The sequence below is a fragment of the Streptomyces sp. NPDC029014 genome, assembly GCF_055564695.1.
The window spans coordinates 17,987-40,370 of record NZ_JBVHVT010000074.1; the positions used below are offsets into that span (position 1 = coordinate 17,987).

Sequence of the window (22,384 nt, forward strand, 5' to 3'; positions counted from 1 at the left end):
CCCGAGCGAACGGCATGGCCCGGCGGAGCGTCAACGCGGTCGCGTTTGGTTGTCAGGTCGCCGACGGGATCCGGCCGGGCGCCCGTTCGTTCAGCGCCGGCGCGCCCGCGCCCGGCGCACCAGTACGCCGATGGCCGCGCCCGCGAGGGCGATCACGGCCACGCCCGCCGTGGTCCACCAGACGGCGCTGCTGCTGCCGGCCTTCTCGGCGTCGGCGGCGGACGCCGGCGGCGACGCCGGAGCGGCGGGCGACGGGGACTGCGCGGGAGCCGCGACCGACGGCACGGCCGAGGGCGCCGCGGCCGAGGCGGACGGGTCCACCGGGACGGGAGCGGTCGGCGCAGCGGAGCCCGTGGGCGGTACGGGGTCCACGACCGGTACGTCGACCTCGCGTTCGGCGTGCCCGAGCGAGGGGAACCCGACGTCGACGGTCACCTTCCAGGTCCCGGGCGGCAGGACCTCGGCCGTGCTCCAGCCGACGCCCTGGCCCCGCACGAGTCGCCAGGGCCCCTGCGTACGGGTCCCGTCCACGCTGGTCGCGTTGACGGTGGCGGCAACGTTCTCGTCGACGGCGTCCCCGTCGTTCTCCCAGGTGACCTCGGTGGTGACGTGTCCCTCCCGCTGGCCGGTGATCACGACCTTGAGGGTGTCGCCGTGGGCGTGGGCCGGCGTCGGCACGGCCAGGCCCAGGGCGGGGGCGAGGAACAGGAGCAGGGCTCCGAGTCCGGTGCGGACGGGGAAAGCGTGTCGTGTGCGCATCGTTGTGGTGCTCCCTGGTGCGGTGGGATGCGAGCGGTCCCGCAGTCGCCGCGGTGCGAAGCGCGCGGCGCCGGCCGCGCCATGGGGGCGCGCGGCCGGTGCGGTGGGGCGGTGAACGTGAGGGGCCGGCGGACGGCCGCGTGGGGAGCAGCCGTCCGCCGGCGGTCGGGCGGCTCGGGTCAGCCGGCCTTCTGGACCGTCCAGACCTGGTTCGCGCGGCCGTCCGCGCGCTGGAGGTCGAGCAGCCACTCGCCGTAGTACGGACGGTTCGACACGGTCAGGGCGTAACCGCCGCTCGGGTCCGTGATGGCCGTCGTACCGTTGCGGGAGCCCAGCTTCCACTGCTGCGTGGAGCCGTTGCCGCAGGGCTGCTGTGCGATCCACATGCCCTGGGCCGGGGCCCCGCCCGTCTGCAGGCACTTGCCGGAGACGGCGGACTTGATGCGGACCAGGCCGTTGCCGGCGTCCTCGAACAGCCACTGCTGGTGGGCGTAGCCGTTGGCCTGGGCCCCGACGAGGACCGTGCCGTCGGCGCTGCGGCCGCCCCACAGCTCGGCGGTCATGCCGGTGCTGCCGTTCTGGAGGGTGTAGCGGGTGTTGGGGGCGGTGTTGCCGCCTCCGCCGCCCGTGGTGCGGAAGACGGTGGTCTTGCCCGCGCCGCTGTCACGGCCGGCGCTGTCGCGCACCGAGACGGCGACCTTGTACTCCGTGCCGGCCTGGAGGTTGTAGATGCGCACGGACTGCGACTGGACCCACGTCAGGTGCTTGCCGTTCAGCAGGACCTGGTACCAGGCGGCGCCGTCCACCTTGGGCCAGCTGACGACGACCGAGGTCGACTGGATCTGGCCGGCCGTCACCGTCGGTCCGCCGGTGGGCTTCTTCGTCGGCGTCGGGGTGGGCTTCTGCGTCGGCTGCGGGTTGGGGTTCGGCCCCGGGTCCGTGCCGTTGCCGCCCTTGGACTTCATCAGGAACTGGTTGTCCGCGATGTTCCAGTGGGTGGCCAGGTAGCTGCCCGGCTTGGGGCTGGTGTGGAAGTAGTCGTCGTGGTTGCAGTCGAGGATGTTCTCGGCCGCCTGGTTGGTGCAGACGTTGCGCATCTGCGGGTAGTACGGCGTGTCCGAGTAGCACATCACGTCCCACTCGTCCGTGCAGTGGGCGCCGCGGCTGGTGTTGGGGGCGCTGTTGTTGACCGCGCCGAGGTTGTGGCCCAGCTCGTGCGCCGCGGTGTGTCCGCCCCAGCAGCCGGAGTCCGTACGGCCGTAGGAGGGGCCGAAGTTGCTCTGGTTGTTCTGGCCCGGGCGCTCGTCACCGGCGAACGTGCCGATGCCGCAGTACACCTGGCTGTCCGCGAAGATCATGTACTTGCGGTCGCGGCGGTTGAGGCCCTTGTCCGCGAGCGCGTTGTTGGTGGAGTTGAAGTCGGCCATCGCGGAGGCCGACAGCTCGATGTTCAGCACCGTCGGAGTGCAGTCGGCTGCCGTCACGTAGCGGATGTGACGGACGCCGCCGGTCTCCTGGGCGCTGTTGGAGTAGATGAGGTCGGCGTCGGCCGCCCACTTGCGGAACGACGCGAAGTACTCGGAGTACCGGTCGCGGTCGGGGCCGTGGACGTAGACGACCTGGACGCGGTTGCCGCTGTTGCCGTCGGCGTCGCACTGGACGGTCTGACCGGCGGGACCGGCGGCGGCGGTCTTGCTGCTGCTGCCGGAGCCCGCAGCGGCGGGGGCCGGCGCGTCCTTGGGCGCGTCCTTGGCGGCCTTGGCGTCGGCGGCGGGCGCGTCCTGAGGACGCCCGCTGCCTTCCGCGGCGGCGTCCGGCTTGGCCGGATCGGAGGCCACGGCCTGCGACTTCACGGCCGGGGCGACGTCCTTCTTGATGTCGACGTCCTTGGGCGGGGCGTCCGGACCGTGGCTGCACAGCCCGGTCTCCGTGCGGTAGACGCCGACGCAGCGGTCGCCCTTCTGCGCGGCCTTGAGGCCGTCGTAGACCATGCCGCGGTCCGCGTCGTTGGCGGGCTGCTCCTTCAGGGGGTCCGGCTCCGCGTCACGGGCCGGTGCGGCGGCCGGCGTGAGCGTCTCCGCGGCCGCCTGCGCGGTCGTCTCGGCCTGGGCGTCGTCGCCGAGGCCGGAGTAGGCAATGCCCCCCGCGATCACCGCCGCCGAGGCCATGGCGGCGGTGACGAGTATCAAGCGGCGCGGTTTGCGCCGGTGTTCGGGCTTCCTTCGACGGTGACCCGTCATGCGCACCTCAAATCCTTGGTCGGAGGAGTGGGTCCGCGGAAGCCTGCCAGATGGGCGGCGAGGAGAATTCGGACAAACGGGAATGGTGGTCGAGATATCAGACTGTTACCTGGTGATCTGATTTGATGAACAGTCAACTCGCTTGTATGAGTGCGCAGTTACGCGCGTAGGACGCCAAAGGTCCAGTCCTTTTGCGTCATCTCGTTATCAAATCGAGATAAGGTGATGTGGCTTGTTGACGGTAATTCAGTCAGGGATTCACACAATTATTACGGCTTGAATTCTCACTGTCACGAACGGTGAGGAATCCTCTGTTCCGCCCTAGGAACACGCCCGCCGGGCTCAGCAGGACGCCGCAGAACTGCCGCACCGTCGACGCCGGCACGTCGGCCTACGCGCTCCACCGCTTCGCGAGGACGTGGCCGAACAGGCGCTGGGCGGCGACGTACACCAGGGCGAAGAAGCAGCCGGTGTTCAGGGCGTCGGACGGCGGCGACTTCCACCACCAGGAGCCGCTCGGCAGCTTCCGGGCGACGGCGAGGAGGAGCAGCCCGGCGGGCAGGGCCCGCAGGGCGGCCCCGTACAGGGGGTGGTCGGGCCGGCTGCACCACCTCGGCCTGCTGCTGACCGACCGGCTGAACCCGTCCTACCGCCGCTACGGGCTGTGCGAGGGCCGCCGGTCCGCGGCCGACGGCCGCGGACGTGTCGTCGCGCTCACCCCCGCGGGCGCGAGCTCGTCGACCGGGCGTTCACCGAGCACCGGCGAACGAACGGGCCCTGCTGGACGCCCTGTCCGCGCGCGACGCCGTCCCCGTGGAGGCGCTGCTCACCGACTGGCCGACCCGGGTCGAGCGGTCGAGCCGCCCCCCTCGTCCTGAGGCGGAGGCGGAGGCGGGGCCGGCCGGCGGCGCGGTGCGCCGTCATCGGACGCCGAGCTTCACCCATTTCCCGGTGCTCGGCACGCCCTTGCCGTCGAGGAGGAACAGCAGGTAGTAGCCGGGCGGGGCGTCGGCCGCGCTCGGCGGCGTCCGCAGGCCGAGGGTGCCGCCGGTCCCTGTGGCGCGGCCGGCGGCGGGGCGGGCCGTCACGGCGAGTTCGAGGTGCCGCTGACTGGTGTTCACCGCGTGCGTGACCGTGGTCGGCGCCAGCAGCACGGCCCGGGTGACCGCGGCCGCGGTGGAGCTGGCCACCTCGAAGTCCGTCCCGTAGCCGAGCTCGCCCGCGGGCACCCGGCCGAGGGCGGGCCGGTCGCCGCCCTGGTGCAGGTACGGCGGCTCGTACAGCTCGATGCTGCCGTCCATCTCGTCGCCGATGTCGGGGTCGTTCGCGATCTGCTGGAGCTCGTCTCCGGTGACCAGCACCCGGCCGTCCGGCAGGACAAGGGCGTTGGAGTGGTAGCCGCGCGGCAGCCGCTGCGCCGGCCCGAGCCGCCACCGGCCGTGCGCGTCGCGCAGCTCGATCTGCCGGTACTTGAGGTCGGCCTTCGGATTGAACGGCCCGTGCCCGTAGTCCCGGGTGTCCAGGGAGCCGTTGACCGTGAGCAGCGTGCCGTCCGGCAGGATCAGCGTGTCGTCCTGCGTACGGCCGAAGGCCCGCGGCTCCTCGGTGGTCCACCGGCCGCCGGACAGCCGGTAGGTGTTCGGGTCCCGCGGGTCCCCGCCGAGGACCAGGACCGAGTCGGGGCCGCGCAGCCCGGCGGGCAGGGGCACCGCCGAACCGTAGCCGCGGAAGTCGGCCGGGCGCCGGGGCAGGTCGGACCGGGTCTCCTTGACCGGGTCGAACAGCCACTGCTGGTCGGCGTCCCGGCCCAGGCCGTAGACCATCCCGTCGCGCAGCGAGAACAGGTGCGGGTAGTCGTTGCGGAACGGCGCGTCCACCCGCAGCCGCTCCGACGCCAGCCCGACGGGGATGTCGTACGTGCGCCAGGGCACGGGATGCCGCAGTGCGGGGAACCGCTCCACCACCGGAGTCGGCGTGCCCGTACCCCGCTCGGACTGGCCGGACATGATGATCTGCCGGCCGTCCGCCCCGGTCACCACCGACGGGTACCAGCGGCCGACGGACATGTCCTGGTTGCGGAACCAGGTCTCGGTCCACGGGTCGAACACGAACGACAGTTTGGCCCCGCTGCCGCCCTTGCCGCCGGTGTTGCCGCCGAACACCCCGACCATGCCGTTGGGCAGGTACGCGTGCCCGGCGCAGAAGAACGGCGCCGGGCGCGGGGCGTTCAGGCCGTCGGGCATGAGGACGGTCGGCGGCTCCACCTTCCGGAACGCACGGGCCCCGGTGCCGAGGGCGGGGTCCCAGAGGAAGGCGCGGCCCGCGTTGGTCCGGCCGATGCGGTCGGTGGGGCCGGTCTCCTTGGTGGGGTTGACCTCCACCCGTTCGAAGGAGAACAGCAGCACCTTGCCGGTGGGCAGCAGGGCCGTGTGCACGCCGAAGTCGGGGGAGGGGAAGAACTCCGTGAACCGGCCGAACCGGGCGGCCGGCAGCGCGTCGTTGGTCTTGCGCTGCGAGAGGGTCAGCGCGGCCAGCCCGGAGCTGCGCTTGGCCTGCGGGTAGTCCTCGGCGCCGGCCGTGGCGCGGCGCCGCTCGGCGTGGGCCCGGGCGTGCGCCTCGCCGAGGACGGCGGCCTCGCCGGGGTCCGGGACCGCCGGTGCGGGGGCGGTCCGCGTCCGTGCTCCGGACGAGGCCCGTGCGGCGGGGGCTCGGGCGGCGGGGGTCTGGGCAGCGGGGGTCTGGGCGGCCGCCGGGTTGAGTGAGGCTGCTGGGGCTGGGGCGGCTGCTGGGGTGAGAGCGGGTGTTGGGGTGAGGGCGGCTGTGGGGGTGAGGGAGGTCGCCGGGGTGAGGGAGGCGAGCGCGGCCACGACCGTACCGGCGCAGAGGGCGGCCGACCGCCGTACGAACCCACACCGATCCGCCATGAGCTGCTCTCCTCCCACTCCCGAAAGGGCCCAGAGTAGAAGAAAACGGCTGTTTGTCGCGGTTCGACTCCCCGTACTGCGGCGGACGGTGTGCCGCTCAGGGCCGTTCGGCCGCCGGAAGCCGCCGATGAAACGTTTCTTCGGTGAATCGGGGAGTCCGAGAGGGTGAGCGCCCGTGCCCAGTGAGATGGACGGTCGTCCGGCGGTGGTTATCCATGGCCACTGTGATCAAGCCACTTCGCACCGCACTGACCGTCGTCGCCGCGACCGGATGTCTGGTCGCCCTGTCGCCCGCGGCCGGCGCCGCCCCCGGCGCCGCCCCGGTGGCTCCTCCGGGGCAGGTGGGCGTCGACGTCGCCAGCGTCAACGGCTCGGGCTGCCGCCCCGGCACCGCGAGCGTCGCCGTCGCCCCCGACAACTCGGCGTTCACCGTCACCTACAGCGACTACCTGGCCCAGGCCGGCGGCGGCAGCTCCGTCACCGCGGGCCGCAAGAACTGCCTCCTCTCCCTCGTCGTCAACGTCCCCCAGGGCTACACCTATGCGGTGGCGAAGGTCGACTACCGCGGCTTCGGCAGCCTCGCCGAGGGTGCGGTCGGCACGCAGAAGGCCAGCTACTACTTCCAGGGCATGAGCCAGACCGCCTACCGGACCCACCAGTTCCATGGCGCGCTCGAGGACAACTGGCAGGTGACCGACACCGCCAGCATCTCGGCCCTCGTCTTCGCCCCGTGCGGCGAGAAGCGCAACCTCAACATCAACACCGAGCTGCGCGCGGAGGTCGGAACCTCCGACACCAGCAAGGTCAGCTACATGACCGTCGACTCCACGGACGGCGGCATCGGCACCGTGTACCACTTCTCCTGGAAGGAGTGCCCGGCCCGCTGAGGCCGCTGGGGCCACTGAGCCCGCCGGACGGCCGTCCGGCCCGGCACGACCGCGAGCCGTGAGCGGCGCGGACCACGCCCGGGGACACGCCCCGGGCCCGTCCCCGGCCGCTCACGGCTCCTGAACTGCCCGGGCCGCCCGGTACCGGCCGGGCGTGGTCCCGAACTCCCTGCTGAACGCGTGCGAGAAGGCGTACGCGGTGCCGTACCCGACCCGGTGGGCGACGGCGGCGAGGGGATCCGCGGTGTCGCGGAGCAGGGCGGCCGCGTACGTCAGCCGCCACCAGGCGAGGTAGGCCATCGGGGGCCGGCCCACCAGTGCCGTGAACCGGCGTGCCAGCGTGGCCCGGGACACCCCCGCGCGGGCGGCGAGGCGTTCACCCGTCCACGGCGCGGCCGGGTCCGCGTGCAGGGCGCGCAGCGCGGCGGCCGCGACGGGGTCGCCGAGGGCGGCCGGCCAGGCTCCGCGGGAGCCCTCCGCCATCCACGCCCGGACCATGTACACGAGCAGCAGGTCGAGCAGGCTGGGCACCGCCATCGCCGAGCCCGGCCGCGCCCCGTCCAGCTCGCCGCCCAGCAGGTCGATGGCGGCCCGTAGTTCGAGAGAGCCGCCCACGCGGTTCGGCAGGTGGACCACCGCGGGGAGCTCCAGCATCAGCGGGTGCGCGCGGCTCCGGTCGAGCCGGTACTTGCCGCACAGCAACTCCACGGCCGGTCCGCCGCCGACCTGGTCGGGCCCGCCGTCGCCCGGTCCGACGCCGCCGGGCCCGCCGCCGTCCGGTCCGTCGGCGGGGCCGTCCGTACCGCGCAGGCCGGCCGGGGGCACCAGCAGCGTCCCGGCCCGTACCCCCTCCGGTTCCTGGTCGAACGGCACCGCCCGGGCCACCCTCTCGGCGTCGGCGGGGGAGTCGGCCATCACATGGCCCGTACCGTGCGGCAGCAGCACCGCGTCCCCCGCGGCCAGCGAGACGGGCGGACCCGCCTCGGGCAGCAGCCAGCAACCGCCCTCCAACACCACGTGGAAGCCCGCCCCGTCGTACGGGGCGAACCGCGTGCACCACCGCCCGCGCACCCGGACCCGCTGCGAGGAGGGCCGCCCGATCCGCACCGCCGAGATCGCATCGCTCACCACGTCCATCGCGCCAGCGTAACCGCCCTCCCTGCCCGCCGGCCGCTGCCCGCCCGCCGCACGCCTGAGACAACGGCGTATCCGTACGCGCCGCTCGCGCATTGAGCGGCTCAACTCCCCTTCCTACGGTGGACGTCATGAGCAACGACAACAACACGCAGACCATCGTGCTGGGCGACGTCGAGATCATCCGGGTCGTGGAGTGGCAGGGCGCGTTCGCTCCCGCCCGCGAGCTCGTCCCGGACGCCGGACCGCAGGTGTGGAAGGACGACGAGGCCTCCCTGGCACCGGACCACTGGGACCCCGACCGCGACCTCGCCGTCCTCGCCCTGCAGACCTGGGTGGTGCGCAGCGGCGGACGGACGGTCCTGGTCGACACGGGCGTGGGCAGCGGGCGCGAGCGGCCCGGCACCCCGCACTTCCACCACCGGCAGGGCGACCTCCTCGGCGACCTCGCCCGCGCCGGCGTCCGGCCCGAGGACGTCGACACCGTCGTCAACACCCACCTGCACGCCGACCACGTCGGCGGGAACACCGTCGACGCGGACGGTGAATGGGTCCCGGCCTTCCCCAACGCCCGCTACCTCGTCCCGGCCGCCGACGACCACCACTTCGGCCCCGGGAACGGTTACGGCCAGGGCCTGCGGGAGGACGAGCGGCTGATCCACGAGGACAGCATCGCCCCCGTCCACCGGGCCGGACAGGCCGTCCTGTGGGAGGGCGCCCACCGCATCGACGAGCACCTCACCCTGGAGGCCGCCCCCGGCCACACCCCCGGCTCGGCCGTGCTGCGCCTGGAATCCCGCGGCGAACGGGCCGTCTTCGTCGGCGACCTGCTCCACAGCCCGGTCCAGATCCTCCGTCCCTCCTGCAACAGCTGCTTCTGCATGGACCCGCGAGGTGCGGCCGCGACCCGCCGCCGCGTCCTCGAACGGGCCGCCGACCGCCGCGAGCTGCTGGTCCCCGCCCACCTCGCCGGGCCGGGCGCGTTCGAAGTCCACCGCCGGGGCGCCGACTTCACCTTCGGCCCGTGGGCCGGCCACCACACCCCGCGGGAGGACTGACGGCGCCGGGCCCGCCGCGCCGAGCCGCACCGGCGACCGGCCCCGTCGTGGCTCGCCCCGCCCCGCGCCCCTACCCGGGGCCGCCACCACCTCCGCGGTCGCCGTCCCGCCGCCCGACCTCCCCCGGGCGGGGGAAGGCGGCGGGGCCCGCGCGCAGGATCCGCAGGGCGAGCTGGACCTCCAGCGCGCCGGCCGGAGTGTTCCAGTCCCCGCCCAGGACCTGCCCGATGCGGTCCAGGCGTTGGACCACCGTGTTGACGTGCACGTGGAGGGCGTCCTTCGTACGGGCCAGGCTGGCCCCCTCCGCGAAGTACGCCTCCAGGGTCCGGACCAGTTCCGTGCCGCGCCGCGCGTCGTACTCCAGCACCGGCCCGAGCACCCGGTCCACGTACGCGCCCACGTCCGCCCCACCGCCCAGCAGCACCCCGAGGAACCCGAGGTCGGGCAGGCCGGCGCCCTGCCCGGTGCGGCCCAGCGCGTGCATCGCCTCCAGGCAGCGCACCGCCTCCGCGTACGCGCCCGGCAGCGCCGCGGGCCCGGCCGCCGCCGGACCCGCGGCGCCCGCGGTGACCGGCGCACCCAGGGCCCGGCCGAGGTCGGCGGCCAGGGTGCGGGCGAGGGCGCCCGGGTCGTCGGCCGGGGCGAGCAGGACGACCCGCCCCTGGTGCGGGCCGGCCAGGCCGTCGCGGGCGCGGGCGTGCCGCCCCGCCTCGGCGGCCAGCCGCGACCGCAGGGCGGCGTCGCAGTCGAGCACCACCAGGGCGTGCGGCCGGCCGAGGTCCACCCCGAGCCGGCGGGCCCGCAGGAGCCGGCTGTCGGAGTCGTGGACCCGCCCGGCCGGCGGCGCGGCGAGCAGGTCCGCGAGCAGCTCACCGCGGACCCGGTCCTCCGCCTGGGCGACGGACCGGCGCAGCAGGAGCAGCAGGGCCGTCACCAGTCCGGCCCGCTCGAACAGCCGCCGCTCGCTGTCGCAGAGCCCGGGGCGCCCGCCGAGGGCCAGCCCGCCCAGCAGCTCCGGCCCGGCCAGCACGGCGCACACCCACACCCCGCCGACCTCGACCGCACGACCGCCGGACCGGGACGCGGCCAGCGCACCGGCCAGGGCGCCGTCCGGCACGCCCACCGGCTCCGCGCCGACCCGCGCGAGCTCCGCCCCGTCGGCGTCGTACACCACCAGGTCACCTCCGCCGAGCAGGGCGGCCACCTCCCGGGCGACGTCGCCGACCTCGCCGCCCCGCAGCACGAGCCGGGTCAGGCGGTCGTGGGTCTCGGCCGCGCGCCGCATCTCCTCGCTCCGTTCCCGGGCCGTCCGGGTCGCGGCCTCCAGGTCGACGAGCGCGGCCCGGGTCTCCTCCAGCAGCCGGGCGCTGTCGATGGCGACGGCCGCGTGGTCGGCGAGCGAGGCCAGCAGCGCCACCGCGTCGGGGGCGAAGGCGCGCACCGCCCGGTCGGCCGCGTACAGCACCCCGATGACCCGGGTCCCGACCCGCAGCGGTACGCCGAGGATCCCGCGCAGCCCCTCCTCCTGCACCCCGTGGTCGATGGCGGGCGTGTGCCGGAACCGGTCGTCGGTCCGGTAGTCGGCGGAGGCGTACGGGCGGGCCGTCTGGGCGACCAGCCCGCCGAGGCCCTCGCCCATGCCGAGCCTCAGCTGCTGGAAGGCGGCGGACACCGAACCGTCGGTGACCCGCATGAACGTGTCCCCGGCGACCGGGTCGTTGAGCGTCAGGTACGCCACGTCCGTGCCGAGCAGCATGCGGGCCCGGTGGACGATGGCCCGCAGCACCGCGTCCGGGTCGCGCAGCGCGGCGAGGTCGCCGGCGGTGTCGAACAGGGCCGTCAGCTCCGCCTCGCGCCGCCGACGCTGGTCGAGGGTGCGCCGCACCTCCAGCGCCACCTGCGTGGCCTCCGCCACCAGGGCCTGCTCGGCGGGGCCCGCCCCGGCCGCCCGGGCCCGTTCCGCGGGCCGGGTGAACTGCTCGACCGGGGCGCCCTCGTGGAGCAGGCCGAGCAGTTCCCGCAGGGCGGCCGCCGCCCCGCCGGGTGCGGTGCCGGGGTCCTTCGCGGAGGTCATGGCGGCATTCTCCCGTGCGGGTCCGGCCCGGCTCAGGCGGGGTCGGGCCCGGCCGCGGCCGCAGTCCCGTACGCGTGCGCGGACGCGGACGCAGGGCCGGCGGCGGCCCCGCTCCCCACGGCCAGGTCGCGGCCGCGGGTCTCCCGGGCGAGGGCGACGGTCAGGGTGGTCACCAGCGCGGCAGCGCACAGGTAGAGGGAGACGGGCACCGAGGAGCCGTGGTCCTTGAGGAGCTCCACGGCGATGATCGGCGCGAGCGCCCCGGCGACGATCGAGGCGAGCTGGGAGCCCAGCGAGGCACCGGAGTAGCGGACCTCGGTGTCGAACATCTCGGAGATGAAGGCGGCCTGCGGCCCGTACATGGCCCCGTGCAGCAGCAGCCCGACGGTGACGGCCGCGGTGATGACGGCGAACGACCCCGAGTCGACGAGCACGAAGAACCCGAAGGCCCACAGGGCCATGCCGGCCGAGCCGATCAGGGTGACCGGTCGCCGGCCGATCCGGTCCGAGAGGGCGCCCCAGGCCGGGATGGCGGCGAAGTGGACGGCCGAGCCGATCAGGACCGCGTTGAGGGCGGTGCTCTTGGGCAGGCCGAGGTGGGTGGTGACGTACACGAGGAGGAAGGAGGTGAGCACGTAGTACGAGATGTTCTCGCCGAAGCGGGTGCCGATGGCGATCAGCACCTGCCGCGGGCTGCGCCGCAGCACCTCCACCACCGGGGCCTTCTCCCGGGCCCCGCGGGCGGCTTCGGCCCGGGCCCGGGCCTGCGCGGCGAGGAAGACCGGGGACTCGGAGACGCTGAGCCGGATCCACAGGCCGACGACCACGAGGACACCGGACAGCAGGAAGGGGACGCGCCAGCCCCAGGCGAGGAACGCCGCGTCCGACTGCACGGCCGCCAGCACCGCGAGGACACCGGTGGCCAGCAGGTTCCCGCCCGGTGCACCCGCCTGCGGCCAGGAGGCCCAGAACCCGCGGTTCCGGTCCCCGCCGTGCTCGGACACGATCAGCACCGCGCCACCCCACTCACCGCCCAGCGCGAAGCCCTGCACCAGGCGCAGCACGGTCAGCAGGACGGGGGCTGCCGCGCCGATGCTCGCGTACGTGGGCAGCAGCCCCATGGCGAACGTGGCCCCGCCCATCATGAGCAGACTGACCACCAGCAGGCTCTTGCGCCCCACCCTGTCGCCGAAGTGGCCGAAGACCACCCCGCCGAGCGGCCGGGCCACGAACCCGATCGCATAGGTGATGAACGCGATCAGCGTCCCGGTCAGGGGATCAGTGGCGGGGAAGAACAGTTTGTTGAACACCAGGGCGGCGGCGCTGCCGTAGAGAAAGAAGTCGTACCACTCGACGGTGGTGCCTATGAGGCTGGCGGCGACGATGCGCTTGATGCTGCCGGGGGCTGGGGACGGTGTGGCAGAGGCGGCCATGAGTACCACTTCCGGACGGGGCTGGGGACGTTTCCGTGTCGCCACACCATAGGAACGCCCAGGTCAGCCGCACATGTTGCCCGTCACCACACTTACCGCCCCGGGCATGTGAACCCCACCCACACCGCCGCCCGGGCGCGCCTGTGGGGGCCGTCTCCGGCCCGAAAGCGGGGCTGCCACGAATCGCCCTGCTCCGCGGGGACCCGGGCACGCCGTCGCGCCGGCCCGCCAAGACGGGCCCGCGCTGCCCGAACAGGGGCGACAGGACTTCCGGGCCGCCGAGCCCCGTTGGCACGTCGCCGCCAGTAACCGCACCGACGCACCGGAGCAGCCGTACGCCGCCGACGCCGAAAGCGCCATGGGCAACAACCGCATGCTGGCCGTATGAGGGAACCCGCTGAGCGCCGACGACCAGCGCGTCCCGGGGGCGTGCGGGCCAGTCGGGCATGGCGTACTCCCCCGGTAGGCCCGCCGCCCACGACGCGATGATCTGCGGGATCCGCTCCGGGGGCAGCAGACGAAGGAGGTCGGCAGCCTGCCCGCCCGCAGGCACGCGGAGGAGTCCCGGCTCGCCGCTGCAGGGTCCGGAGACGGACGAGATGACGGACACCAAAGCGGTCCCCGACGCCATAGCGGACCGGCTGCGGCGCGGCCTCCAGGCCTGCGCATCACTGCGCTCGGGCGGACGGAGAGTGTAGCGGCGGACGCAGTCGCTGTGCTCCAGGAAGGGGTGCAGCTCGTAGGAATCGAACCGATCCGGGAGGCGGTGCAGCACCTCCGTGCCGTCCTGTGCCCACCGGTTGAGCGCCCACAGGTTCAAAGCGTCCTGGTCGTCGTGGAGGATGTCGCGGGCGGCCGATGTCCGTCGCCTTTGACCCGCAGCCTCGCATAGCAGCAGCGCCTCGCCTCCCTGGCTGGACCGACACAGCCGAGGCGGTCGAGCGCGCCGCTCCGGCCGCCGTGCTGATGCCGCGTTCAGGCAACGTCCAGGAGTTTCTCGCGAAGGTGGCGGGAGGTCCTGGTAGTTCGCGGAGTTGCCCTCGTTGCCGCTCCGAGCCGGCCCCTCTCGCTCCGGTGCTGGTCCGGTGCTGACTTTTGGGGCCTATGGGCCGGGAAACCGCAGGTCGTAGCTGCGATCGACCGGCGGTACATGCGGCCATGCGTAATGCGGAACGCGTAGTTCTTGATTTTTTTCGGCTGGTTGGTTTCAGGCCGCACGGAACAGGCCAGAAGGCGTGGACCTGACAATCTAATTGTGTTTGTTCTGTGCTCCCTTGTGGCCGTGCGGTGAGCCCGGCAATATTTTTTCAGCTCGAAAGCAGTCCCGGATGTCGGCGTTATCGGCATCCCGTGACTGCGGTATTTCGTGCATCGCGCATTCGCTTTTCCACCTCCAATTTCCGGGAGATACGCATGTCCGAATTCGACCTCCAGGACCTCGACCTGGACCTCGGTGACCTCACCGTCACCGCCATGCGCGACACCGCCGCGCTGCCCGAGGGCGGGGCGTCCTGGGGCTCCTGCTCCTGCCAGGCCTCGTCCTCCTGCAACAAGCCGACCCTGGACAGCGACATCTTCGTCGGCTGACGACCGGCGTCCACGCGTCCATGCGCACACGCGTCCATGCGTAGACGCGTTCATGCGCACACGCGTTCATGCGCACACGCGTACACCGCACCGATTCCGACCAGCAGACCCTCAACGAGAGGAAACAGCCATGACCGGTGAAAGCGGCACCACGGCATTCGAGATCGAGGACCTCGACCTCGGAGACCTCACGGTGACCTCCATGCGGGACACCATCGCGCTGCCCGAGGGCGGGGCGTCCAACGGAGGCAGCTCCTGCTCCTGCGGCTCCTCCTCCTGCGCCCACCCGCAGTACCCGCAGCCGTTCTAACGGCACCACATCACCACCGCACGCACACCCAGAGCCTCCCGCCGCACCCCGCGTGCGGCGGGAGGCCCGCGCACCACCACCGACAGGACGGGGAACCCCATGCCGCAGCCGTATTCCACGGCCGTCGCCGACTCGACCACCGGCGTCGGCGACCGCGTCGGTGCCGACGGCTACCGGGTCCGGTCGGCACCCTACGCGCTGGCCCGCGCCACCGTGCTCGCCCACCCGGCCGAGGACCCGGCCGCGACCGCGTTCCGCGCCCTGCTCGACCGCCTGCACCGGCTCGACGCACAGCTGCTCCGCACCACCGTTCCGCTCTGCGACGACCTGCACGACAGCCGGGACGGCCATCCCGCCGACTTCCACCGCGACGTCGTCCTTCCCCTGCGCCGCGCACTGCACAACGGTCGCGAGCCCCGGCCCGCCCTGCTGGCCCGCCTCGGCGACCTGCCCGACCGGATGCCCCGGCTCGCCGCCTGGATCGACCTGCGCGAGAGCCGCCGCGCCCTGCTCGACGGGCTCGACGCCGCCGCCGAACGGGCCCTGGCCGCCGAACGCACCGCCCTCGCCGCCCTGTGCAGCGACCCCGCCCTGGCCCGGGCCGTCGCCCTCACCAGCGCCGACCTGCACCGGGCCGTGGCCCGCGCCGCCACCGGCGCGGCCGACCGCCGCGCCCGCAAGGAGGAGGCCAGCGTGCTGCGCTACGCCCTGCGGGCCAGCACCAAGACCAGCCCGCTGTCCTGGTTCACCGCCGTCGGCTGGGGGCCCCTCCGCACCGACCCGGGCCCCGCCGCGCCCCCGACCGGTTCGGTGCGCTCCTGGGGCGCCGGGCCCCGCTTCGACGGCCCCTTCCGCGCCCTGGTGCAACCCAACCGCACCCTGACGGCCGCCCTCACCCTCGCCCTCCTCGACTCCCCGCACCGCCGCGCCGGACTCCCGCACCGCACCACCAGCACCGCCCGCATCACCGACGGGCGGGCCACCTACTCCCGCGCGCGGTCCTCCTTCGCCGGGGGCCGCTACCTCGTCCCCGGCGAGGACGAGGCGGAACTGGCCTACGGCGGACCGCTGCGCCTGGTCACCGAGCACACCCGGGCAGCCGCCGTGCCCCTGGACGAGCTGACGCGGCTGCTGGCCGCCGCCCTCAACGGGGCCGGAGGCGAGGCCCCCGCCGCGGCCGGCGCCTTCCTCGACCGCCTCGGACAGGCGGGCCTGCTGGTACCTGACGACCCGGTCCCGCCGCAGGACGCCGAACCCCTCGACCGCCTCGCCGCATGGCTGCGCGAGACCGCCGCCGCTGCGCCCGGCGAAGCGGACCGCGCCGCCGACGCCGCCCGCGCCGACCGCCTCGTCGAACTCGACCGGGACACCGCCGCGTTCGCCGACGCACCCGCAGCCCGGCGGCCCGCACTCCTCGCCTCCCTGTCCGAGCGGTGGACGGCGGAACTGGCCGACGCCGGACGGCCCGTCCCGGCCGTCTCCGCCCCGCTGACCGTCCTGTCGGAGGACGTCGTCGCCCCGCACCCGCTCGAACTCGACGGCCTCCTCGGCGCCGCCGACCACGAGGCGCTCGGCGAGGCCACCGCCCTCGCCGAACTCTTCGACCTGGGCCACCTCGTACGCCGCGTCATTCGCGACCGCTTCGTCGAACGGTACGGGCCCGGCGGCCGCTGCGCCCACCCGTGGGAGTTCGGCGCCGACGTGGCCGAGGCCTGGGAGACCGCCGGCAACCTCGCCCTCCTCGACCCCGCCGGCCGTGACGCCCTGCCCACCGGTGTCGCCGAACTGGCCCGCCTGCGCGCCGAGGCGGCCGACCGGATCCGGGAAGCCGCAGCTGCGAGCGCGACCACAGCTGCGAGCGCGACCGCAGCCGCGGGCGGCGGCCAGGGCGGTGCCGCGGTGGCCGAAGAGGTCGTGCTGCCGCCGGACCTGCTCCGCGGACTCGGCGACCGGCTGCCCGGCTGGGCCGTCGAACGGCCCCTCAGCTACGCCTACTTCCTCCAGCGGGACCCGGCCCGCGGCCTGCTGTGCGTCAACCACGTGTACGGCGGCTGGGGCCGCTTCACCAGCCGGTTCCTCGACGCACTCGACCCGCGGGCCGCCGCCGAGGTGTCCCGGCAGATCCGGCGCGGCCTCGGGCCCGCCGCCCGCGCCGCGCAGATCCGGCCCGTCGGCGGCTTCAACGCCAACCTCCACCCGCTGCTGGTCCCCGACGAGATCGGCCCCGACCGCAGCCGGGCCTCCCTGGCCGAAGCCGACCTCGAACTCGTCCACGACGCAGCCGCCGACCAGGTCCGCATCCGGCTCAAGAGCTCCGGCGAACACCTGGACGTGCTCTACCTCGGCTTCCTCGCGCCCGTCCTGCTCCCGCGCCGCATCGGGGCCCACCTGTGCGACCAGCCCCACGGCGTCGTCGACTTCAGGGCGCTCGCCCCCCGGCACACCCTCACCGCTCCCGGCGGCCGCGTCGCCCTCACCCCCCGCCTGCGCCACCGCCACGTGGTGCTCGACCGCCGCCGCTGGCTGCTGCCGCCCGGTGTCGTAAGGGAACTGCGCGCCGACCTCGGCGCCGCCGGAGCCGTCCCCGCGGAGGCCGTGGCCCGCTGGCGCGCCCTGCTGGACCTGCCCGGACAGCTCTTCCTGCACCCGGCCGCCACCGCACCCACCGGCCGCGCCGCCGAGGACTTCCTGGCCCGGCTCGACCGCCCGAAGCCCCAGTTCGTGGACCTCGGCAACGCCCTGCACCTGCGCTGCCTGCCCAAATGGCTCTCCCGGTACGCCGACGGCGCCGTCCTCGAAGAAGCGCTGCCCGCCCCCGGCGGCCTCGACGTGCCCACCCGCGCGGTCGAGCTCGTCCTGGAGGTCTACCGGGCCGGACGGACGCAGCGATGACCCGCCGACAGACGACAGAGGAACGGAGCGTGCCAGGCATGCAGCCCCAGGACGACGGCGCCCGCGATGTGGTCGCCTACTACCACCACCCCGTCAAGGCGTCCCTGTTGAGGGAGGTGATGCTCCCCCTCGCCGAGGCCTGTACGGCGGACGGCCTGGCCGCCCACGTCGAACGACACTGGCTGCACGGACCCCACCTGCGGCTGCGCCTCCAGGGGCCGTCCGCGCGCGTGGACACGGCCGCCGCGGCCGCTGCCGCCCGGATCCGAGACTGGCTCCGCGCACACCCCTCGAAGGGCGACCTCACGGAGGCCGAGCTGCTTGAGCGGGCCGCCCAGGCCGGGCGCAGCGAGCTCATCCCGCCGCCGTACGGGCCGATCGTCCCCGACAACACGGTCCGCATCGAGGCCGTCGACCGCACCCCCCTCGTCGGGCTGCTGGGGGACGACGGTGCCGACCTGCGCGACGACCTGCTGCGGGCCGGGATCCGTCCGCTGACGGCCGGCGCCGGCTTCCTCGGTGAGCACGGCGACACCCCGCAGGCACGGCTCCGGCTCGCCGTCACCGCCCTGGCGGCGCACGCCTGCGCCCACCCCGACGGCCTGGCCGGAGGCCACTTCTCATACGTCTCCCACCTGGAGGACTTCCTCGTCCACGACGACCCGGACGGCCGGATCCGCAGCAGCTTCCAGCGCCACGCGGAACGCGCGGGCGGCTCCGTCACCGCGCTCGTCGGCCGGATCGCCGAGGGCGGTGCCCAGGGCTGGGAGCGGGCTTGGGCGGACTTCTCGGCGGGGGCCTGGCAGCTGGCGCAGAGCCGCTACGACGCGGGCGCCGACCTCCACGGCGTACCGCTGGAGTACCGGGCGCGGGCCGCCGCCACCGGAGACGAAGAGGTGCACGCCCGCTGGAACCAGGACCTCCGCACCCGCTACAGCGAGTTCCACCGCCTGCTGCGCCGCTCCGACCCGCACGGCGCGATGTGGAGCCGTCCCGACTACCTGGTGTACCGGGCCTGCACCAACGCCCTGTACCGGCTCTTCGCCATCTGTGACATCCGGCCGCTGGAACGCTACCTGGCCGCGTACCTGGTCATCGGTACGGTTCCCGGGCTGACCGGATGCGACTGGCGGGCGGAGATCGACGCGGTCATCGAGGCCGTGGAGGCGCGCTCATGAGCACCGCACGGTCCGCTGCTCCTGCACCTGCTCCTGGTCCTTCTGCTCCGGTAGTCGTTCCGGCCGCCGCCGCCGCCACCCCCGCTCCCGCCGCGCCCGTACGTCGGCTGCGTCCCGACGTCGCCGTGACCGTGGTGCGGGACGGCCTGCACCTGCGGGGCCGGCGGGGGAGCGTCACCCTGGAGGGCAGCAAGGCACTGCCCACCCTGTGGCGGCTGCTGGAGGGGCCGTTGCGGGACGGCCGGCTCGAGGATCTGCTGGACGGCATCGAGCCGGACTCCGCCCTGCGGACCGCGGTGGACACGCTCCTGGGCCGGCTGGACGAGTACGACCTGCTCGTCACCGTCCCCGCCGTCAACCCTGCCGGCCCTGCCGTCCCCGCCGTCAACCCTGCCGGCCCTGCCGGCTCCGTCGGCGGGTCCGGCTCGGACGCCCCGTGGCTCGAAGCCGCGGCCGAGGATCCCGCCGCCGCGGCCGCCGCGCTGGCCACGACGCGGGCGGAGGTGGTGGCCGCATCCCCCGACGGGCCGCTGGCCAGGGCCGCCGGGCGAGCACTGGCCGCGGGCGGGCTGCCCGTCTCGTACGCCGCCGACCCGGCCCTGCCCGCGGGGCGCATCCTGCTGTACGCCCGCGGGTCCGGTCCGGACCGGGGCGTCGCGGCCGGGCTGTGCGGCGGGGCCGGCTATGCCACGGCCCCCGGCAGCGCCGCCCAGATCCGCGCGGACGCGACCGCCCTGGAGACACGGCTCGCCAAGGCCGCGGCCGCCCCCGCCGGCCCCCCGCGCCTGCCCGCCACCCTGATCGGCGGCGCCGCGGCACACCGGCTGCTCTGCGCCGCGGCCGGCCTGCCGGACCCCGCGGACGAGGGTGAGGACGGGCGCCTGCTCCCCGGTCTGCCCGCGGTGCTCCTCGCGGACGCCCGGCCGCTGCGGGCCGAGTACCGCAGCTGGCTGGGCCCGGAACGGATCGACGCCGACCGGCGGGGCGACCTGGCACCCGCGGGCACCCTCGCCGAGGCGCTCCGCCGGGTGACGGCCCTCGGCGACCGGCGGTGCGGGCTGCTGCCCGAGCCCCTCCCGGGGAGCCTGCCGCAGCTTCCCGTGCCGCTCGCGGCCTGCGCGCCCTCCGGGGCCGGGCCCGCGGACGGCCTTGCGGGCCTCGAAGGCCCGGTCGGTGGCGCGCCGCGGCTGGACCTGGCGCGCCTGGAGGTGTTCTGCCGGGCCGCCGAACTGCGGCTGGGCGGGGCAGGCTACACCGTCGGCGCCGATCCGGGGCACGCCTCGGGGCGCGCCCTGCGCGCTGCGGCGGCCGACCGCCTCGGGCGCGCGGCGGACCGTACGCCCGGGGACCCGGGGGAGTGGACCGGCCATCCGCAGGCCGGGCACTGGTGGACCACGCTGACGGTCCGTCTCGGGGTGTCGGCGCGCCTGGAGGTGTTCCGGGCCGCCCCGGGCGCGCAGGTCCACCACGCCGTGGTCCACGGCACGGGGCCGGCCGCCGGCCCGGTGCTCGGCGAAGCCGTCGAGGCGACCCCCGGGGACGCGGCCGCCTTCGCCGCGCTCGCCGCGGTGTCCGCGCTCTGCGCGCGCGACGCCGGACTTCCGGCCGGGAGCCCGCCGCCGTCCGGCGGCGCCGTCGCCCCGCTGGCCGCCGCCGGAGTGCGCACGGCCGCCTGGGAGGACCCCGGTTGGACCGGCGGCTGGCTGGCCGACCTGGCCGGCCGGGAAGCCGCGTTCCAGACCGCGCTGCGACGCCTGACCGGAGCGGACCGCCCCGCCACCGCCGGCCGACCGGAGCCGGCCCTCCCGGCGGAGGCCCGGGAACTAGCCGACCGGCTGCGGGCCTTCGGCTTCACCGTCCTGCACACCCCGGAGGAGGAACGATGACGAAGGCGGCGGCAGCCGTCCCGGCCGCGAACGCCCCCCGGGACGCCTCCGGGCCGCTCGGCGGCACCCTGGCGCAACCCGTGCTCGACGCCGGAGCGGCGCTCGCGCTGCCGTCCGGCCGGGCCGCGGTCCTGCTGCCCCGGTGGACCCCGCGCCTCGCCGAGGAGCTGAGCCGGCACGCGCTCGGCCACCCCGTGGCCCTGGTGCCCGTACGGCTCGACGGCGCCCTGGCGGTGGTCGGTCCCGTACTGTGGCCCGGCGCGGCGGCCTGCCTGAGCTGCGCCGAGTACCAGCGGCTGGCCACGGCGGGCGGCCGGGTGCCGTGGCGGAGCCCCGGGTTGGAGCTGGCCGGCGTCCTGTCCCCGGCGCTCGCGGACTGCGTCGGCGCCCTCGCCCAGGACCTGCTGGACGGCGCCGACGGCCATGACGGCCATGACGGCCATGACGGCCATGACGGCCATGACGGCCGCGACGGCGACGGTGGTACGGGCGGCGCCGGCGCCGTCGAGACCGCCACCGTGTACGTCGTCCACCTGGGCCGCGGCACCTGGTCCACCCACCGCATCCGGCCCGTCGGCGGCTGCCCGGTGTGCCGCCCCCTCCCCCTGGACACGGCCGCCGGCGCGGACCCGCTGCCCGCCGGGCCCCGACCGCTGCCCGATCCGTACGTGCTGCGCGCCCCCAACTCCCGCACCACCGCGGAGGGCCTGCGCGCCGCGCTGTACGACGAGCGGTTCGGCCCGGTGCGCCGGCTGATGCGCGCCGAGGACTCGGCCTTCTCCCTGACCACCGCCGTCGTCACCGACGGCCGGGACCTGGACGACGGCGGGTACGGCCGGGCCCGCGACTTCGCCGACAGCGAGCGCATCGCCCTGTTCGAAGCCGTCGAGCGGTACGCGGGCATGCGCCCCACCGGCCGCCGCACCGACCTGCGGGCCTCCTTCGCCGCCCTGGGGCCCGACCGGGCCCTCGACCCGGAGCGGCTCGGCCTGCCCGACCCCGCCCACCACGGGCATTCCGCCTCACCGACCGTCCCGTACACCCCGGAGCTGGAGATGGACTGGGTGCAGGGCTGGTCGCTCACCCGGCAGCGGGCCGTCGCCGTCCCCGAGCACGCCGCCTACTGGGATGTTCCGGGGCCCGGCCGGCCGCGCGTGGTGTACGAGTCCTCCAACGGCTGCGGACTCGGCAACAGCCCCGAAGAGGCAGCGCTCTACGGTCTGTTCGAGGTCGCCGAACGCGACGCCTTCCTCATGGCCTGGTACGCGGCCACCCCGCTGCGCCGCGTCCAGCCACCGCCCGAGGACACCGGCACGGCCATGCTCGCGGACCGGGCGGCCCTGGCCGGCTACCGGCTGTCGCTGCTCGACGCGACCAACGACTTCGGCATCCCGGCGGTCGTCGCCGTCTGCCGGTACGAGGGCGGCCACCCGGACGCACCGCGGATGTTCCTCGCGGCGGGCGCCCACCACGACCCGCGCGCCGCGATCAGGTCCGCGGTGGCCGAGGTCGTCACCAACGTGCTGGAATCCGCGCACCGTTCGCTCGCCGAGGGCGGGCCCCGCGACCCCGAGCGGCTCCGACCGATGCTGGACCGCCCGGAGCTGGTGGTGGGCCTCGACGACCACGTCGGGCTGAACACCCTGCCCGAGGCGGGCCCGCGCCTGGAGTTCCTCCACGCCGACACGCCCTGCGTGTCGGTGGCCGAGGCCTGGCCGGGGGCGCCCGAACCGGTCCGCGACCTCACCGACCTGCTCGGGGCCACCGTGGAGCGGCTCTCCCGGGCCGGCCTGGAGGTGATCACCGTCGACCAGACCGAACCGGGGCTGCGCGACCAGCTCGGCCTGCACTGCGTGAAGGTCGTCGTCCCCGGCTCGCTGCCGATGACCTTCGGGCACGTCAACCGGCGGACCCGCGGGCTGACCCGGCTGCTGGAGGTCCCGTACCGGCTGGGCCGCACCGAACGGCCGCTGCGCCACGAGGACCTGGCCCTGCACCCGCACCCGTTCCCCTGACCCCGCC

General features: G+C 75.0%; 14 protein-coding genes and 1 pseudogene. 8 read left to right on the top strand and 7 right to left on the bottom strand.

Features of this window, described 5'->3' with window-relative positions; translation table 11 throughout:
- Positions 1-90: 90 nt before the first annotated feature.
- From ACZ4VL_RS31155 to ACZ4VL_RS31170, 4 genes and pseudogenes are all read right to left on the bottom strand, one after another.
- Positions 91-759: a hypothetical protein gene (locus tag ACZ4VL_RS31155; RefSeq protein ID WP_468206587.1), complete on the bottom strand. Its 669-nt coding sequence runs from the start codon at positions 757-759 to the stop codon at positions 91-93.
- Positions 760-938: 179 nt separating this feature from the next.
- A complete protein-coding gene (locus ACZ4VL_RS31160; RefSeq protein WP_468206590.1) occupies positions 939-2,948 on the bottom strand; it encodes an RICIN domain-containing protein in 2,010 nt (669 codons plus the stop codon).
- Positions 2,949-3,426: 478 nt separating this feature from the next.
- Positions 3,427-3,597 (bottom strand): annotated as a pseudogene (locus tag ACZ4VL_RS31165) (EamA family transporter); the annotation flags it as partial.
- Between the two features lie 322 nt (positions 3,598-3,919).
- Complete coding sequence (locus tag ACZ4VL_RS31170; protein WP_468206593.1) at positions 3,920-5,923, bottom strand: galactose oxidase-like domain-containing protein; 2,004 nt, start codon at positions 5,921-5,923, stop codon at positions 3,920-3,922.
- Positions 5,924-6,138: 215 nt separating this feature from the next.
- On the opposite strand from ACZ4VL_RS31170, the gene ACZ4VL_RS31175 reads away from it, so the two are divergent.
- Entirely contained in the window at positions 6,139-6,810 is a 672-nt protein-coding gene (locus ACZ4VL_RS31175; protein ID WP_468206595.1) for a DUF4360 domain-containing protein, read from the top strand.
- 111 nt (positions 6,811-6,921) lie between these two features.
- Here ACZ4VL_RS31175 and ACZ4VL_RS31180 read toward each other — a convergent pair whose 3' ends face one another.
- Positions 6,922-7,947, bottom strand: a complete 1,026-nt coding sequence (locus ACZ4VL_RS31180; protein ID WP_468206598.1) for an AraC family transcriptional regulator — start codon at positions 7,945-7,947, stop codon at positions 6,922-6,924.
- Positions 7,948-8,075: 128 nt separating this feature from the next.
- Between ACZ4VL_RS31180 and ACZ4VL_RS31185 the strand changes: the two genes are divergently transcribed.
- Positions 8,076-9,002 (top strand): MBL fold metallo-hydrolase, encoded by a 927-nt coding sequence (locus ACZ4VL_RS31185; RefSeq protein WP_468206601.1) that lies wholly within the window; start codon positions 8,076-8,078, stop codon positions 9,000-9,002.
- A 70-nt stretch (positions 9,003-9,072) separates the two neighbouring features.
- Here ACZ4VL_RS31185 and ACZ4VL_RS31190 read toward each other — a convergent pair whose 3' ends face one another.
- Both ACZ4VL_RS31190 and ACZ4VL_RS31195 read right to left on the bottom strand, forming a co-directional pair.
- Positions 9,073-11,076, bottom strand: a complete 2,004-nt coding sequence (locus ACZ4VL_RS31190) for a helix-turn-helix domain-containing protein (protein ID WP_468206604.1) — start codon at positions 11,074-11,076, stop codon at positions 9,073-9,075.
- Positions 11,077-11,108: 32 nt separating this feature from the next.
- On the bottom strand, positions 11,109-12,509 hold the full coding sequence (locus ACZ4VL_RS31195; RefSeq protein WP_468206607.1) for an MFS transporter: 1,401 nt from the start codon (positions 12,507-12,509) through the stop codon (positions 11,109-11,111).
- Between the two features lie 1,413 nt (positions 12,510-13,922).
- On the opposite strand from ACZ4VL_RS31195, the gene ACZ4VL_RS31200 reads away from it, so the two are divergent.
- From ACZ4VL_RS31200 to ACZ4VL_RS31225, 6 genes are all read left to right on the top strand, one after another.
- Positions 13,923-14,096, top strand: coding sequence for a thiazolylpeptide-type bacteriocin (locus ACZ4VL_RS31200; protein ID WP_361085353.1), 174 nt, complete (start codon positions 13,923-13,925; stop codon positions 14,094-14,096).
- A 130-nt stretch (positions 14,097-14,226) separates the two neighbouring features.
- Positions 14,227-14,406, top strand: a complete 180-nt coding sequence (locus tag ACZ4VL_RS31205) for a thiazolylpeptide-type bacteriocin (RefSeq protein ID WP_404242964.1) — start codon at positions 14,227-14,229, stop codon at positions 14,404-14,406.
- 99 nt (positions 14,407-14,505) lie between these two features.
- Positions 14,506-17,298, top strand: coding sequence for a lantibiotic dehydratase (locus ACZ4VL_RS31210; RefSeq protein ID WP_468206611.1), 2,793 nt, complete (start codon positions 14,506-14,508; stop codon positions 17,296-17,298).
- A gap of 38 nt (positions 17,299-17,336) precedes the next feature.
- Positions 17,337-18,476: a lantibiotic dehydratase C-terminal domain-containing protein gene (locus tag ACZ4VL_RS31215; protein ID WP_468206635.1), complete on the top strand. Its 1,140-nt coding sequence runs from the start codon at positions 17,337-17,339 to the stop codon at positions 18,474-18,476.
- On the top strand, positions 18,473-20,362 hold the full coding sequence (locus ACZ4VL_RS31220; RefSeq protein WP_468206614.1) for a hypothetical protein: 1,890 nt from the start codon (positions 18,473-18,475) through the stop codon (positions 20,360-20,362). The genes ACZ4VL_RS31215 and ACZ4VL_RS31220 overlap by 4 nt, the downstream gene beginning before the upstream one ends.
- Complete coding sequence (locus ACZ4VL_RS31225; protein ID WP_468206617.1) at positions 20,359-22,377, top strand: TOMM precursor leader peptide-binding protein; 2,019 nt, start codon at positions 20,359-20,361, stop codon at positions 22,375-22,377. Before ACZ4VL_RS31220 ends, ACZ4VL_RS31225 begins: the two co-directional genes overlap by 4 nt.
- Positions 22,378-22,384 lie beyond the last annotated feature (7 nt).